16 protein-coding genes are annotated in these 14,406 nt (G+C 59.5%); 6 read left to right on the forward strand and 10 right to left on the reverse strand.

The features are described 5' to 3' along the window. Positions 1-63 precede the first annotated feature (63 nt). From ACMXYI_RS06070 to dadA, 5 genes are all read right to left on the reverse strand, one after another. The gene (locus ACMXYI_RS06070) at positions 64-489 is read right to left on the reverse strand and encodes a c-type cytochrome (RefSeq protein ID WP_415772221.1); all 426 of its coding nucleotides are present in this window, start codon (positions 487-489) and stop codon (positions 64-66) included. Positions 490-658: 169 nt separating this feature from the next. Next, positions 659-1,207, reverse strand: coding sequence for a cupin domain-containing protein (locus ACMXYI_RS06075; RefSeq protein WP_008150195.1), 549 nt, complete (start codon positions 1,205-1,207; stop codon positions 659-661). A 127-nt stretch (positions 1,208-1,334) separates the two neighbouring features. Continuing rightward, positions 1,335-2,408 (reverse strand): alanine racemase, encoded by a 1,074-nt coding sequence (alr, locus tag ACMXYI_RS06080; RefSeq protein ID WP_415772223.1) that lies wholly within the window; start codon positions 2,406-2,408, stop codon positions 1,335-1,337. Between the two features lie 96 nt (positions 2,409-2,504). Further along, entirely contained in the window at positions 2,505-2,858 is a 354-nt protein-coding gene (locus ACMXYI_RS06085; RefSeq protein ID WP_008150191.1) for a RidA family protein, read from the reverse strand. Further along, positions 2,830-4,134: a D-amino acid dehydrogenase gene (gene dadA, locus ACMXYI_RS06090; RefSeq protein WP_415772225.1), complete on the reverse strand. Its 1,305-nt coding sequence runs from the start codon at positions 4,132-4,134 to the stop codon at positions 2,830-2,832. The genes ACMXYI_RS06085 and dadA overlap by 29 nt, the downstream gene beginning before the upstream one ends. Before the next feature lie 157 nt (positions 4,135-4,291). Here dadA and ACMXYI_RS06095 point away from each other — a divergent pair, with 157 nt between their 5' ends. Beyond that, entirely contained in the window at positions 4,292-4,780 is a 489-nt protein-coding gene (locus ACMXYI_RS06095) for an Lrp/AsnC ligand binding domain-containing protein (RefSeq protein ID WP_010465173.1), read from the forward strand. Between the two features lie 14 nt (positions 4,781-4,794). On the opposite strand, the gene ACMXYI_RS06100 is transcribed toward ACMXYI_RS06095, so the two are convergent. Beyond that, the gene (locus ACMXYI_RS06100; RefSeq protein ID WP_007947437.1) at positions 4,795-5,148 is read right to left on the reverse strand and encodes a YkgJ family cysteine cluster protein; all 354 of its coding nucleotides are present in this window, start codon (positions 5,146-5,148) and stop codon (positions 4,795-4,797) included. A gap of 147 nt (positions 5,149-5,295) precedes the next feature. Between ACMXYI_RS06100 and ACMXYI_RS06105 the strand changes: the two genes are divergently transcribed. Further along, positions 5,296-6,609 carry an NAD(P)/FAD-dependent oxidoreductase gene (locus ACMXYI_RS06105; protein ID WP_415772227.1) on the forward strand — a complete coding sequence of 438 codons (1,314 nt, stop codon included), beginning with the start codon at positions 5,296-5,298 and terminating at the stop codon, positions 6,607-6,609. Between the two features lie 144 nt (positions 6,610-6,753). On the opposite strand, the gene ACMXYI_RS06110 is transcribed toward ACMXYI_RS06105, so the two are convergent. Then, positions 6,754-6,999 (reverse strand): DUF1127 domain-containing protein, encoded by a 246-nt coding sequence (locus tag ACMXYI_RS06110; RefSeq protein WP_415772229.1) that lies wholly within the window; start codon positions 6,997-6,999, stop codon positions 6,754-6,756. A 179-nt stretch (positions 7,000-7,178) separates the two neighbouring features. On the opposite strand from ACMXYI_RS06110, the gene ACMXYI_RS06115 reads away from it, so the two are divergent. Both ACMXYI_RS06115 and ACMXYI_RS06120 read left to right on the forward strand, forming a co-directional pair. Then, on the forward strand, positions 7,179-8,600 hold the full coding sequence (locus ACMXYI_RS06115; RefSeq protein WP_415772231.1) for a PLP-dependent aminotransferase family protein: 1,422 nt from the start codon (positions 7,179-7,181) through the stop codon (positions 8,598-8,600). A 56-nt stretch (positions 8,601-8,656) separates the two neighbouring features. Then, the gene (locus ACMXYI_RS06120; RefSeq protein WP_415772232.1) at positions 8,657-10,237 is read left to right on the forward strand and encodes a phospholipase D family protein; all 1,581 of its coding nucleotides are present in this window, start codon (positions 8,657-8,659) and stop codon (positions 10,235-10,237) included. Between the two features lie 166 nt (positions 10,238-10,403). Here the strand turns inward: ACMXYI_RS06120 and ACMXYI_RS06125 are convergent, their stop codons facing one another. Both ACMXYI_RS06125 and ACMXYI_RS06130 read right to left on the reverse strand, forming a co-directional pair. Then, a complete protein-coding gene (locus ACMXYI_RS06125) occupies positions 10,404-11,549 on the reverse strand; it encodes an MFS transporter (RefSeq protein WP_415772234.1) in 1,146 nt (381 codons plus the stop codon). Between the two features lie 160 nt (positions 11,550-11,709). After that, positions 11,710-13,203 carry an aldehyde dehydrogenase gene (locus tag ACMXYI_RS06130; RefSeq protein WP_415772236.1) on the reverse strand — a complete coding sequence of 498 codons (1,494 nt, stop codon included), beginning with the start codon at positions 13,201-13,203 and terminating at the stop codon, positions 11,710-11,712. A 238-nt stretch (positions 13,204-13,441) separates the two neighbouring features. On the opposite strand from ACMXYI_RS06130, the gene ACMXYI_RS06135 reads away from it, so the two are divergent. Beyond that, complete coding sequence (locus ACMXYI_RS06135) at positions 13,442-13,804, forward strand: cupin domain-containing protein (RefSeq protein ID WP_415758628.1); 363 nt, start codon at positions 13,442-13,444, stop codon at positions 13,802-13,804. 163 nt (positions 13,805-13,967) lie between these two features. Next, positions 13,968-14,177, forward strand: a complete 210-nt coding sequence (locus ACMXYI_RS06140) for an I78 family peptidase inhibitor (protein ID WP_415772238.1) — start codon at positions 13,968-13,970, stop codon at positions 14,175-14,177. A 73-nt stretch (positions 14,178-14,250) separates the two neighbouring features. Here ACMXYI_RS06140 and rpmG read toward each other — a convergent pair whose 3' ends face one another. After that, complete coding sequence (rpmG, locus tag ACMXYI_RS06145) at positions 14,251-14,406, reverse strand: 50S ribosomal protein L33 (protein ID WP_007894709.1); 156 nt, start codon at positions 14,404-14,406, stop codon at positions 14,251-14,253.

The following is a 14,406-nucleotide window of genomic DNA, read 5'->3' on the forward strand; positions in this document are numbered from 1 at the left end:
TCGGGCTTAAATCGCAGGCACAAAAAAGCCGCTCGAAAGCGGCTTTTTGATGAAGATGAAGGCTTATTTCAGGCCGGACATCTTCTGGATGGCGCCCTTGAGGTCGGCATCAGCGCAATCGGCGCAGGTGCCTTTTGGAGGCATTGCATTGATGCCGGAGATTGCTTTCGCCAGCAAACCGTCGAGGCCGCCTTCTTTCTTGGCGCGCTCGCCCCAGGCTGCGGCATCACCGATTTTCGGCGCGCCCAACAGGCCGGTGCCGTGGCAAGCGTTGCAATGTTTTGCAATCACTGAGTCTGGGGTTTTGGCATCTCCACCACCCGCAGATGCAGCGACTTCCATCCCCTTGCACTCTTTACCCTGAACGCAAACCTGGCCGACTGGCTCAAGGCGTTTAGCAATATCGTCGTTGGTCGCAGCTTGTGCGCTGACTGCCCAAAGGGCCAATACGGTTGCTGGTACGGCCAGCATTTTCATAATTAGATTCACGCGTTCACCCTCAATGGTGGCTAGTCACGCCCACGGCCACGGTTCGCAGGCGGGCGCAAGTATAACGGTAAGCCCGCCACACTGAAACAACCCTAAAGTCGAAGGGGTCTTATGCGTGGCGGAAAAACAACTCGGGCACCTCCGCAATGCTCGCGGGACGCCTCTTTTCTTAGAAATTCGCTGGAGTAGCTGCGCTGATTAGTCGCGCTGGCGCATCGAACGGATTACGGAAACGGTGCGGTTTGGTACTTTCAAAGTAGTAGCTGTCGCCGGCTTCGAGCACAAAAGTTTCAAGCCCCACCACCAGTTCAAGTCGACCTTCGAGCAAAATCCCAGTTTCCTCGCCCTCATGTGTGAGCATCTCGTCACCGGTGTCGGCGCCTGGCGGGTAGATTTCGTTGAGGAACGCGATAGCCCGGCTCGGATGAGCCCTGCCGACCAGTTTCATGGTCACTGCACCATCGGAAATATCGATCAGCTCGTTGGCTTTGTAGACGATCTGAGTCGGTTTTTCCTGCAGGATCTCTTCGGAAAAGAACTCGACCATGGACATGGGAATCCCGCCCAGTACCTTCCTCAGCGAACTGATCGAGGGGCTGACGCTGTTCTTCTCGATCATCGAAATGGTGCTGTTGGTGACGCCCGCGCGTTTGGCGAGTTCACGCTGGGAAAGTCCTTTGAGCTTACGGATGGATTGCAGTCGTTCACCGACGTCCAATGCTGGAGCCTCCAGGGATTCAGGTTGTTGGAATATTGAGCGTTATCATGGCGACAGCGTTCAGTATTTACAACACTTGGACCTGAATCCTGTTCGGTGAAGCGACTTTCGGTCGGGCCGCTTTGACCTAAACCCCGGAATAGAGCATTGGCACCCGGCGCAGGTTGCAGAAGATCTGGTAAGGAATCGTGCCCGCAGCCGCCGCCACGTCACTGGCGAGAATGTTTTTGCCCCACAACTCGACGGTCGAACCGAGGCCGGCTTGCGGCACATCGGTCAGGTCGATGCAAAGCATGTCCATCGACACCCGGCCAATCAACTGGCTGCGCTGCCCGGCGACCATCACTGGCGTACCGGTCGGTGCCTGACGTGGGTAGCCATCGGCATAACCCATGGCCACCACGCCCACGCGCATCGGCTTCTGGGTGATGAATGTGGCGCCGTAACCGATCGGCTCGCCGGCCGGCAGTTCACGCACGCAAATCACTTTCGATTCGAGGGTCATCACCGGTTGCAGGCGGGACGCTACGGTATTGGCTTCTTCAAACGGAGTCGCGCCGTAAAGCATGATGCCCGGACGAACCCAGTCACTTGGAATCTGCGGCCAACCGAGCACTGCCGGCGAGTTACGCAGGCTGACCTCGGCCGACAAGCCCTGGCGCGCCGCTTCGAACACAGCAACCTGTTCGGCACTGGCCTGACTGTGCAGCTCATCGGCCCGGGCGAAGTGGCTCATCAGAACAATCTTCGCGACCTTGCCGCTGGCCAGCAGCCGTTGATAGCCCGCCTGATAATCCTTTGGATGCAAGCCAACCCGATGCATGCCCGAATCGAGCTTGAGCCAGACCGTGATCGGCTTGCTCAGTGCAGCGTTCTCGATGGCTTCGAGCTGCCACAGCGAATGCACCACACACCAGAAGTCATGCTCGACGATCAGCGACAGCTCATCGGCTTCGAAAAAACCTTCCAGCAACAACACCGGCGCACGAATGCCCGCGGCTCGCAGCTCCAACGCTTCTTCGATACAGGCCACGGCGAAACCGTCTGCTTCGGCTTCCAGCGCCTGGGCGCAACGCACCGCGCCATGACCGTAGGCATCGGCCTTGATCACCGCGAGGGCCTTGGCCCCCGTGACTTCACGGGCGATTTGGTAGTTGTGACGCAGGGCTTGAAGGTCGATCAGGGCACGGGCTGGACGCATGGCGGCAGACTTCTAGGCGGTCATGGGAAGAAAAACCGGCGCTGGCTGACGGCGTGAACCGCCAGTAGCACCGGGAGAGGGATCTTTCTGACGGGTTTATGGCAGAGCGGCGACAACCGACAGCTCAACCAGGATTTCCGGTTCGCACAACTTCGATTCAACGGTGGCACGGGCCGGTGCGACGCCTTTTGGCAGCCACTTGTCCCAGACCGCGTTCATGCCTTCAAAGTGTGCATCAATGTCTTTCAAGTAAATCGTCACCGACAGCAGACGGCTCTTGTCGGTTCCGGCCAGATCCAGCAAACGCTCGATGTTGGCAAGCGTTTCACGGGTCTGCTGTTCAATCCCGGCGTTCATATCGTCGCCGACCTGCCCTGCCAGATACACGGTACCGCTGTGGACTACGATCTGGCTCATGCGCTCATTGGTGAGCTGGCGCTGGATTGACATGTTTTGCAGACTCCTGAAGTTTTTTTCCATAACGGGAAATATCGAGGCCTTCGGCGCTGATCTGCGGCGTTTTCTTCGCCATCAGATCGGCCAGCAAGCGACCGGAACCGCACGCCATGGTCCAACCAAGCGTACCGTGACCCGTGTTCAAAAACAGATTGCTGAACGGTGTAGCACCCACGATCGGCGTGCCGTCCGGGGTGGTCGGACGCAGACCGGTCCAGAAACTCGCCTGGGCCAGATCACCGCCCTGAGGATAGAGGTCGTTGACGATCATCTCCAGGGTTTCACGCCGACGCGGGTTCAGCGACAGGTCAAAACCGGCTATTTCAGCCATGCCGCCGACGCGGATGCGGTTGTCGAAACGAGTGATCGCGACCTTGTAGGTCTCATCGAGGATAGTCGATGTCGGGGCCATCGCCGGGTTAGTAATCGGCACGGTCAGGGAGTAACCCTTGAGCGGATACACCGGCGCCTTGATGCCCAGCGGCTTGAGCAGTTGCGGCGAGTAGCTGCCCAGGGCCAGCACGTAGCGATCAGCGGTTTCCAGCTTGCCGTCGATCCATACGCCGTTGATGCGATCACCGGCGTAGTCGAGGCGTTGAATGTCCTGGTCGAAGCGGAATTCCACACCGAGTTTCACGGCCATTTCGGCCAGGCGGGTGGTGAACATCTGGCAATCGCCGGTCTGGTCGTTCGGCAGGCGCAGGGCGCCGGCGAGGATGTCGGTGACGCTGGCCAGCGCCGGCTCTACGCGGGCAATGCCGGCGCGGTCGAGCAGTTCGAACGGCACGCCGGACTCTTTCAGCACGGCGATGTCTTTCCAGGCGCCGTCGAGTTGAGCCTGGGTGCGGAACAATTGGGTAGTACCGAGGCTGCGGCCTTCGTAGGCAATGCCGGTTTCAGCGCGCAATTCGTCGAGGCAGTCACGGCTGTACTCGGACAGGCGGACCATGCGCTCCTTGTTCACCGCATAACGGCTGGCGGTGCAGTTGCGCAGCATCTGCGCCATCCACAGGTATTGGTCGATGTCGGCGGTGGCCTTGATCGCCAGCGGTGCGTGGCGCTGCAACAGCCACTTGATGGCCTTGAGCGGCACACCCGGCGCGGCCCACGGCGAGGCATAACCCGGCGAAACCTGCCCGGCGTTGGCGAAACTGGTCTCCATGGCAGCGGCCGGCTGACGGTCCACTACCACTACTTCAAACCCGGCACGCGCCAGATAATAGGCACTGGTGGTACCGATGACGCCGCTACCCAAGACCATAACGCGCATTTTCATATCCCTCATCGCGGCTTGCCGCTGACGTTCGTAGTTGTCGAGCATTGATGTGCGCAGTGTAAAAAAGATTAGGCAGTGCTTTTCACTATATAAGTGCCTATATTTGGCGAGAATTCTCGGCAAAAACGCTTTTCACGGAGGCGCATCCCCTATGCGTACCAACACTCAGACCAAACGTGAGCTGGACAAGATCGACCGCAACATCCTGCGTATCCTGCAAGCGGACGGGCGGATCTCCTTCACCGAGCTGGGGGAAAAGGTCGGGCTCTCGACCACGCCGTGTACCGAGCGGGTCCGGCGGCTGGAGCGCGAAGGGATCATCATGGGCTACAACGCCCGGCTCAATCCGCAGCACCTCAAGGGTAGTCTTCTGGTGTTCGTCGAGATCAGTCTCGACTACAAATCCGGCGATACTTTCGAAGAGTTTCGACGCGCGGTCCTGAAGCTGCCCCACGTGCTGGAGTGCCATTTGGTGTCAGGGGATTTCGACTATCTGGTGAAGGCGCGGATTTCCGAGATGGCCTCGTACCGCAAACTGCTGGGCGACATCCTGCTCAAGCTGCCGCATGTGCGCGAATCCAAGAGCTACATCGTGATGGAAGAGGTGAAAGAGAGCTTGTGTTTGCCGATTCCGGATTGAGCCTGTGCCGATCGTTACACCAGCACCTGCCGCGTCGAAGCCATGTACTCATGAATCTGCTTCTCGACCCGCGGATGAATCAGCTCCACCGGCCCTCGCCCATTCGGGCACGGCAAGGTCTTTGTGGTGCCGAACAACCGACAGATCAGCGGCCGCTCGTCATACACCGTGCAGCCGTTGGGTCCGAGATGAACACAATTGAGCTCATCCATCGCAGCGTCCTGCTCGGCCCGGGTCTTGCGCGGCAGGCGGGACATTTCTTCCGGTGAAGTGGTTACCGGCCCACAGCAGTCATGGCAGCCGGGCACGCACTCGAACGAGGGGATCTGCTGCCGTAGCGTGCGAATTTTCTGACTGTTGCAGCTCATCGAAGCGGTGACCAAAAGCGGAATAGAGCGGGATTCTGACGTAAAAGCCCCGATCCAGACAGCACCAACCGACCAGTGTTGCCCGTGTCCGAAGGTCCGGCTTATGCTCCGTTAAATTTTCTAAACACACGAATCAGGATCACGCACATGAATGCCGGTGCTCAGCAACCTGCCCCGAACCACCAGCACACTGCCTCTTATTACGCCGCCAGCAGCCTGCCGCAGCCCAATCATCCGGTGCTCACAGGCGACCTGGTGGCTGACGTGTGCGTGGTCGGTGGCGGGTTCTCCGGGTTGAACACGGCGCTTGAACTGGCCGAACGCGGTTTCAGTGTGATCCTGCTCGAAGCGCACAAAATTGGCTGGGGCGCGAGCGGGCGCAATGGCGGGCAGTTGATTCGTGGCGTCGGCCACGGCCTCGATCAGTTCGCCAACGTGATCGGTGCGGACGGCGTGCGTCAGATGAAACTCATGGGCCTGGAAGCGGTGGAAATCGTCCGACAGCGTGTCGAGCGTTTTCAGATCCCTTGCGACCTGACCTGGGGTTATTGCGACCTCGCTAACAAGCCTCGCGACCTTGAAGGTTTTGCCGAAGACGCCGAAGAGCTGCGCAGTCTCGGTTACCGTTACGAAACCCGTCTGCTGCAAGCCAGTGAAATGCATTCCGTAGTGGGTTCCGACCGCTACGTCGGCGGTTTGATCGATATGGGTTCAGGGCATCTGCACCCGCTGAACCTGGCACTGGGCGAAGCAGCTGCGGCCCAACAGCTCGGGGTGAAGCTGTTCGAACAATCGGCGGTCACCCGCATCGATTATGGCCCCGAGGTCAAGGTCCATACCGCCCAGGGCTCGGTCCGCGCCAAGACGCTGGTGCTGGGCTGCAACGCCTACCTCAGTGAACTCAATCCCGAACTCGGCGGCAAGGTGCTGCCCGCCGGCAGCTACATCATCGCCACCGAACCGTTGAGTGAATCGCTGGCTCACTCGCTGCTGCCGCAGAACATGGCGGTCTGCGATCAACGGGTGGCGCTGGATTACTACCGGCTCTCGGCGGACCGACGCTTGCTGTTTGGCGGCGCCTGTCACTATTCAGGTCGCGACCCGAAGGACATCGCCGCCTACATGCGGCCGAAGATGCTGGAGGTTTTCCCGCAACTGGTCAGCGTGAAGATCGACTTTCAATGGGGCGGGATGATCGGCATCGGCGCCAACCGTCTGCCGCAGATCGGGCGGTTAAAGGATCAGCCGAATGTGTATTACGCGCAGGCTTATTCCGGTCACGGCGTGAATGCCACGCACCTGGCGGGGAAGCTGTTGGCTGAGGCTATCAGTGGTCAACAGGGTGGTGGGTTTGATCTGTTTGCCAAGGTGCCGCACATTACCTTTCCGGGCGGCAAGCATTTGCGCTCGCCATTACTGGCGCTGGGGATGTTGTGGCATCGGATGAAAGAGTTGGTCTGAGGGATTTGTTGCGTTCTCGCTGACACCATCGCGAGCAAGCTCGCTCCCACATTTGATCGTCGTTGCTCACAAGAATTGTGTTCACAGATGATCCCCTGTGGGAGCGAGCTTGCTCGCGATGGCGGCCAGAAGAACACCGCAAAATCAGATCCGCCAGAACGGTTTAAGCCCCTCCTCCCGCGCCTGCTCCCGACTCAGCCCCACATCCCTCAGCTGCTCAGTCGTGAGCTCCAGCAACGCCTTGCGCGTGTGCAGACGATGCCAGAACAGACCCCAGCGACCCAGGCCGGACGGTGCGTTGCGCATGACCGCCTCGCGTGCACCGTTGATTTGCCCTGCCGCCAGTTCCTGACTGTGTAATGTCAGCCGCACATCGCTCAAGCCGTTCATTTTGATTGCTCCTGTTTACTTGGGTAGCCAGAGCTTTCATGATGCGTCGACGGCAAAAAGCATTACAGATTCAACGAGACTGTATTAACTCCATACAGATTTTGCATTTCAGCGTCTGAATCCCATATTTTCGACCCATCTGTACTGGTCAACCGAACCACCCACACCGAGACTGCACCATGACCCTTTACGTCAACCTCGCCGAATTGCTCGGCACGCGTATCGAACAGGGCTTCTATCGCCCCGGTGACCGGCTGCCATCAGTGCGGGCGTTGAGTGTCGAACACGGCGTCAGCCTGAGCACAGTGCAACAGGCCTATCGCGTGTTGGAAGACAGCGGGTTGGCGACACCGAAACCCAAATCCGGCTACTTCGTTCCGGTGGGTCGCGAGCTGCCGGAGCTGCCGGCCATTGGTCGCCCGGCCCAGCGTCCGGTGGATATTTCCCAGTGGGATCAGGTGCTGGAGTTGATTCGCGCCGTGCCACGCAAGGACGTCGTGCAACTGGGCCGCGGCATGCCGGACATCACCACGCCGACCATGAAACCGCTGTTGCGCAGCCTGGCGCGGATCAGCCGGCGGCAGGACATGCCCGGCCTGTATTACGACAACATCTACGGCACCCTCGAACTGCGCGAACAGATTGCCCGCCTGCTGCTCGATTCCGGCTGCCAATTGACGGCCCACGACCTCGTGATCACTACCGGTTGCCACGAAGCGCTGTCCACCAGCATCCGCGCTATCTGCGAGCCGGGGGATATTGTGGCTGTGGACTCGCCGAGCTTTCACGGCGCCATGCAGACGCTCAAGGGCCTGGGCATGAAAGCCCTGGAAATCCCTACCGACCCGCTCACCGGGATCAGCCTTGATGCCCTCGAACTGGCCTTGGAACAATGGCCGATCAAGGCCATACAGTTGACGCCCAACTGCAACAACCCGCTGGGCTACATCATGCCGGAGTCGCGCAAACGCGCATTGTTGACACTCGCACAGCGCTTCGATGTCGCGATCATCGAGGACGATGTGTATGGGGAATTGGCTTATACCTACCCGCGACCGCGCACGATCAAATCCTTCGACGAAGACGGCCGGGTCCTGCTCTGCAGCTCGTTTTCCAAGACCTTGGCGCCGGGACTGCGCATTGGTTGGGTGGCGCCGGGGCGTTATCTGGAACGTGTGCTGCACATGAAATACATCAGCACCGGCTCCACGGCGCCGCAGCCGCAGATTGCCATCGCCGAATTCCTCAAAGCGGGGCACTTCGAACCGCATTTGCGGCGGATGCGTACGCAATACCAGCGCAATCGCGACTTGATGATCGATTGGGTCACGCGTTACTTCCCGGCCGGCACCCGCGCCAGTCGTCCACAAGGCAGCTTCATGTTGTGGGTTGAGCTACCGGAAGGCTTCGACACTCTGAAACTGAATCGTGCGCTGCATGATCAAGGCGTACAGATTGCGGTCGGCAGTATCTTTTCCGCCTCCGGCAAATACCGCAATTGCCTGCGGATGAACTACGCTGCCAAAACAACCCCGCAGATCGAAGAAGCAGTGCGCAAGGTCGGTGCGACAGCCATCAAACTGCTGGCGGAAACTGACTGATCTTTCTTCGGGATGCGGCGTCCATATGCAAACCGCCACCACCCGGAATACGCTCAGTGAGAATCAGACAGCCCCTGCTTGCTCTTCTGTTACTCGCCTCGCTCCTTGGTGGCTGCACAACGCTCCACGTCCCTAGCGAACCGAGTCAGGCCCTGCCGGCGGCTACTTCTGCGTTCGGCCGTTCGATCCAGGCCCAGGCAGCCCCCTATAAGGGCCAATCGGGCTTTCGCTTGCTCTCCGATAGCGCCGAGGCCTTTACCGCCCGCGCCGAGCTGATTCGCAACGCCCAAAGCAGCCTCGACTTGCAGTACTACATCGTCCACGACGGCATCAGCACACGGATACTGGTGAGCGAGTTGCTCAAAGCTGCCGACCGCGGCATACGGGTGCGGATTCTGCTCGACGACACCACCAGCGACGGCCTGGACCAGATCATCGCGACCCTCGCCGCACATCCGAAGATTCAGATCCGTGTGTTCAACCCGCTGCACCTGGGCCGCAGCACCGGCGTCACGCGAGCCATGGGCCGGTTCTTCAACCTGTCGCAGCAACACCGGCGCATGCACAACAAACTGTGGGTGGCGGACAACAGCGCGGCGATCGTTGGCGGGCGCAACCTGGGGGACGAGTATTTCGATGCCGAACCCAACCTCAACTTCACCGACATCGACATGCTCAGCGTCGGCCCGGTTGCAGAGCAGTTGGGACACAGTTTCGACCAGTACTGGAACAGCGCCCTGAGCAAGCCGATCGAACAGTTTCTCTCGACCAAGCCGACAGCCAGGGATCTGAGAAACACCCGGACTCGATTGGACGAGTCTTTGGAGGAAACGCGCAAACAGAACCACGCGCTTTATCAGCAGTTGATGGCCTACACCACTCACCCGCGCCTTGATGTCTGGCGCCGGGAGCTGATCTGGGCCTGGAACCAGGCGTTGTGGGACGCACCGAGCAAGGTGCTGTCCAAGGGCGAGCCGGATCCGCACTTGCAGCTGACCACCCAGTTGGCGCCCGAGCTCAATGGGGTCAGCAAGGAGCTGATCATGGTCTCGCCCTACATCGTACCCGCACAACCGGGCCTGGTGTACTTGACCGGTCGCGCCGATGCCGGCGTGTCGGTGAGTTTGCTGACCAATTCACTGGAAGCCACCGATGTACCGGCCACGCACGGTGGTTACGCACCTTATCGCAAAGCTTTGCTGGAGCACGGCGTGCAATTGTTCGAATTACGCCGCCAGCCAGGCGACAACGGTGACAGCGGCAGTGGACCGAGCCTGTTTCACAGCGGGAGCAGTTCCTCCCATGGCTCCGACTCCAGCCTGCACAGCAAGGCGATGATTTTCGACCGACAGAAAGCCTTCATCGGCTCGTTCAATTTCGACCCTCGCTCGGTACTGTGGAACACCGAAGTCGGGGTGCTGGTGGACAACCCGCAGCTCGCCGGGCGGGTGCGCGAACTGGCACTGGAGGGTATGGCGCCGGCCCTCAGCTATCAGGCCCGGTTGGAAAAGGGTCAGATCGTCTGGGTCACCGAAGATGACGGCAAGCAGCACACATTGACCAAAGAACCGGGGGGTTGGTGGCGGGCTTTCAATTCATGGCTCAGCAGCATGGTCGGACTGGAGCGGATGTTGTAGCCAGGAGGCCGGTGATAAATTTTGGCGAGGGAGCTTGCTCCCGCTCGGCTGCGCAGCAGTCGCAAATCGGCATATGCGTTCTGCCTGAACAAACGCGGCGCCTGAGTTTAGGGCCGCTTCGCGCCCCAGCGGGAGCAAGCTCCCTCGCCACAGGTTTGTGCAGCGCTCAGGCCGGTTCGGCCACCGTGCCAAATGCCCCTTGCCGCGACAGCAGAATCACCAACCCCAGCGCACCGGCCGCCATCAGCAGCGGCAACGCATGCCCGCTGACCCACTGACTGCCGGCACCGGCTGCCAGCGGTCCGACCAGGCAACCGATACCCCACAGCTGCGCGATATGCGCATTGGCGCGCACCAGTGCATCGTCGCGATAGCGCTCGCCGATCAGGATCAGTGACAAGGTGAACAAGCCACCAGCACTGGCACCGAACAACACCCACAACGGCCAGATCAGCAACGTATCGATCAGCAACGGAATGGCCAGGCTCGATACCAGCAGGACCACCGCACACCCGGTGAACAACGTACGTCGCGACAAGCGATCAGCCAGTGCGCCAATCGGCAATTGCAGCAAGGCATCACCCACCACCACCGTGCTGACCATCGCCAACGCAATTTCCGTCGTAAAGCCCTGACGCAGGCAATAAACCGGCAACAACGTCAGGATCATCGCTTCGAACGCTGCGAACAGCGACACCGCCCAGGCAATCGCCGGCAGGCCACGGCAGAAGCCCAGCAAGTCGCTGAAGGTCACGCTGCAGGCTTCACTGGTCGGCGCGCCGCTGCGGCCCAGCAACAGGAACGGTGCCGCCATCAGCAAACCGACGCCGACCCAGAATCCGTAATCGTGTTCGGTACCCACGACGCCAAGCAGCAACGGCCCGGCCAGCTGACTCAGCGCATAGCTGCTGCCATACAACGCCACCAATCGCCCGCGCCATTGTTCGATTACCAATTGGTTGATCCAGCTTTCGCCGAGGATGAAGACGAGGGTCAGGATCACCCCGATCATCAGCCGCAATACCAGCCAAACCGGATAGCTCGGCAACAGCGCCAGCAATCCGATGGACAACGCCCCGGCCCACAGGCACAAACGCATCAGATTGGCCGTGCCCAGACGCGCGGCCAGATGGCTGGAGATCTTTGCCCCCAGCAATACGCCAATGGCGGGCATCGCTGCCATCACGCCGATGGCGAACGAGCCGTAACCCCAGCTTTCCAGGCGAAACGACACCAACGGCATACTGACGCCCAAGGCCAGGCCGACACTCAAGACAGACGCCAACACGGCGAAATAAGTCGCCCAACGCATTTTCCACGCTCCTGTGGATATTATTTTTCACAGACAACACAAAACAAATGTGGGAGCGAGCTTGCTCGCGATAGCAGTTTCACATTCAACATTGACGTCGACTGTCATACCGCTATCGCGAGCAAGCTCGCTCCCACAAGGGATCTGCGTTGTATTGAGCTTACAACTTGATCCAGGTCGCTTTCAGCTCGGTGTACTTGTCGAACGCGTGCAGCGACTTGTCGCGACCGTTGCCGGACTGCTTGAAGCCACCGAACGGGGCCGTCATGTCGCCGCCGTCATACTGGTTGACCCACACGCTCCCAGCGCGCAGTGCCTTGGCAGTCAGGTGGGCCTTGGAAATGTCCTTGGTCCACACCGCTGCGGCCAGGCCGTAAGGGGTGTCGTTGGCAATCGCAATGGCTTCTTCGGCGGTATCGAAAGTGATCACCGACAGCACGGGGCCGAAGATTTCTTCCTGAGCGATTTTCATCGCGTTGCTGACGCCGTCGAAAATCGTCGGCTCAACGTAGGTGCCACCGGTTTCCTGAAGAATGCGTTTGCCGCCCGCCACCAGTTTGGCGCCGTCGGTGTGGCCGGATTCGATGTAGGACAGCACGGTGTTCATCTGCTGGGTATCCACCAGCGCGCCGACGTTGGTTGCCGGATCCAGCGGGTTACCCGGTTTCCAGGTTTTGAGGGCCTCGATCACCAGCGGCAGGAATTTATCCTTGATCGAACGCTCCACCAGCAGGCGTGAACCAGCGGTGCAGACTTCGCCCTGGTTGAAGGCGATGGCGCCGGCAGCCGATTCAGCGGCAGCTTGCAGGTCCGGCGCATCGGCGAACACGATGTTCGGGCTCTTGCCGCCGGCTTCGAGCCAGACACGTTTCATGTTCGATTCGCCGGAGTAGATCAGCAGTTGCTTGGCGATTTTGGTCGAACCGGTGAACACCAGGGTGTCCACATCATTGTGCAGGGCCAAGGCCTTGCCGACGGTGTGACCGTAACCTGGCAGGACGTTCAACACGCCTTTCGGGATACCGGCTTCAACGGCCAGCGCAGCAATGCGGATGGCGGTCAGCGGCGATTTTTCGGATGGCTTGAGGATCACCGAGTTACCGGTGGACAGTGCCGGGCCGAGTTTCCAGCATGCCATCATCAGCGGGAAGTTCCACGGCACGATGGCGCCGACAACGCCGACGGGTTCGCGGGTCACCAGACCCAACTGATCGTGCGGGGTCGCGGCGACTTCGTCGTAGATCTTGTCGATGGCTTCACCGCTCCAGCTCAGGGCTTGCGCCGCGCCTGGAACGTCGATGTACAGGGAATCGCTGATCGGCTTGCCCATGTCCAGGGTTTCAAGCAGGGCCAGCTCTTCGGCGTGCTGTTTCAGCAGGCCGGCGAAACGGATCATGGTGGCTTTGCGTTTGGTCGGCGCCAGGCGCGACCAGACGCCGGAATTGAAAGTGGTGCGGGCGTTTTCAACAGCGCGCTGGGCGTCGGCGGCGTCACAGCTGACAATCTTGCCCAGCAGACGGCCATCAACCGGGCTGATGCACTCGAAGGTCTCGGCGGAGACAGCATCGGTGTATTCGCCATCGATGTAGGCGCGGCCTTCGATCTTCAGATCGCGAGCCCGTTGTTCCCAATCGGCACGAGTCAGGGTGGTCATACGAGTGTCCTCCTCTTGTTGAATACGAGCGCCCCGCGGTCTTCGCGGGCGTCCTCAGGAATTCTGCCCAGCCGGCCTGATTTTTCGGCCCAAGGCAACTGCCACCCTAAACCAGCGACAGGTGAAGTTTCAATATATTTGACATAAGGCCGGCAAACGGCCTTGCGATGTTCATTTTAATAAACATAGACTTTGGGCTTTCCAGTCACTTGCGCCGCAATTGCGGGGGATTACAACAATGAGCATCCAGGACATCGTCGACTTCAACCAGGCCACCACACAGCCCGATCGCTATCGACCAGACCCGGCGAAAGTCCTCAAGGGCGACCCCGAACAAGCAGTGTACAACCACTACAACAGCCCTTGCGGCCAGATGAGCGCAGGCGTGTGGGAAGGCGAAGTCGGCCAGTGGCATGTGAACTACACCGAGCATGAATACTGCGAGATCGTTCAGGGGGTTTCAGTGCTGCGCGACAACGAAGGCAACGGCAAGACCCTGCGCGTGGGCGATCGCTTCGTGATCCCGGCCGGGTTCAGAGGCACCTGGGAGGTGCTGGAGCCGTGCCGCAAGATCTATGTGGTGTTTGAACAGAAGGCTTGAGTTGAAACAGACAGTCACGATACAGGCGGGACACGGTCAGTCCTCCTGAGCGAAGCTTCTGGACAGCGCCGAGCCATTCAACGTCAAAGCCAGTGGCGACACAGGGTGTGTCGCCGGCTCTTGGCCCTCGAGCGCCTCAACGCTTAACAAGCAAGGATGCGTCATGCCTGATCAATGCAACATCAACTCCGCACAATTCGCTATCGGCCAAGTGGCCACCCCTGAAACGCTGGACGCTATTCGCTTGGCTGCTGGTGTGCAAAAGCATCGACTGGAAAGGCCTGAGGATATGTTCAACCTCTTGCCTAAACCAGATCGCGTAAGGGTCCTGGTCAATGACCGCGACGAGATCCTGGAACTCATCTGCGGCTGACCGCCATTCCAAAGGCAACAAAAAAGGCCCGTATCTCGCGATACGGGCCTTTTTCGTAAGAGGGAAAAATCAATTACTTGATTTTGCCTTCTTTGTAGATCACGTGCTTGCGAACAACCGGATCAAATTTCTTGATCTCGATTTTGTCCGGAGTAGTGCGCTTGTTCTTGTCGGTAGTGTAGAAGTGACCAGTACCGGCGCTCGAAATCAAACGAATCAATTCACGCAT

Origin of the sequence: Pseudomonas lyxosi (assembly GCF_047758685.1) — a bacterium.
Taxonomy (GTDB): Bacteria; Pseudomonadota; Gammaproteobacteria; order Pseudomonadales; family Pseudomonadaceae; genus Aquipseudomonas; species Aquipseudomonas lyxosi.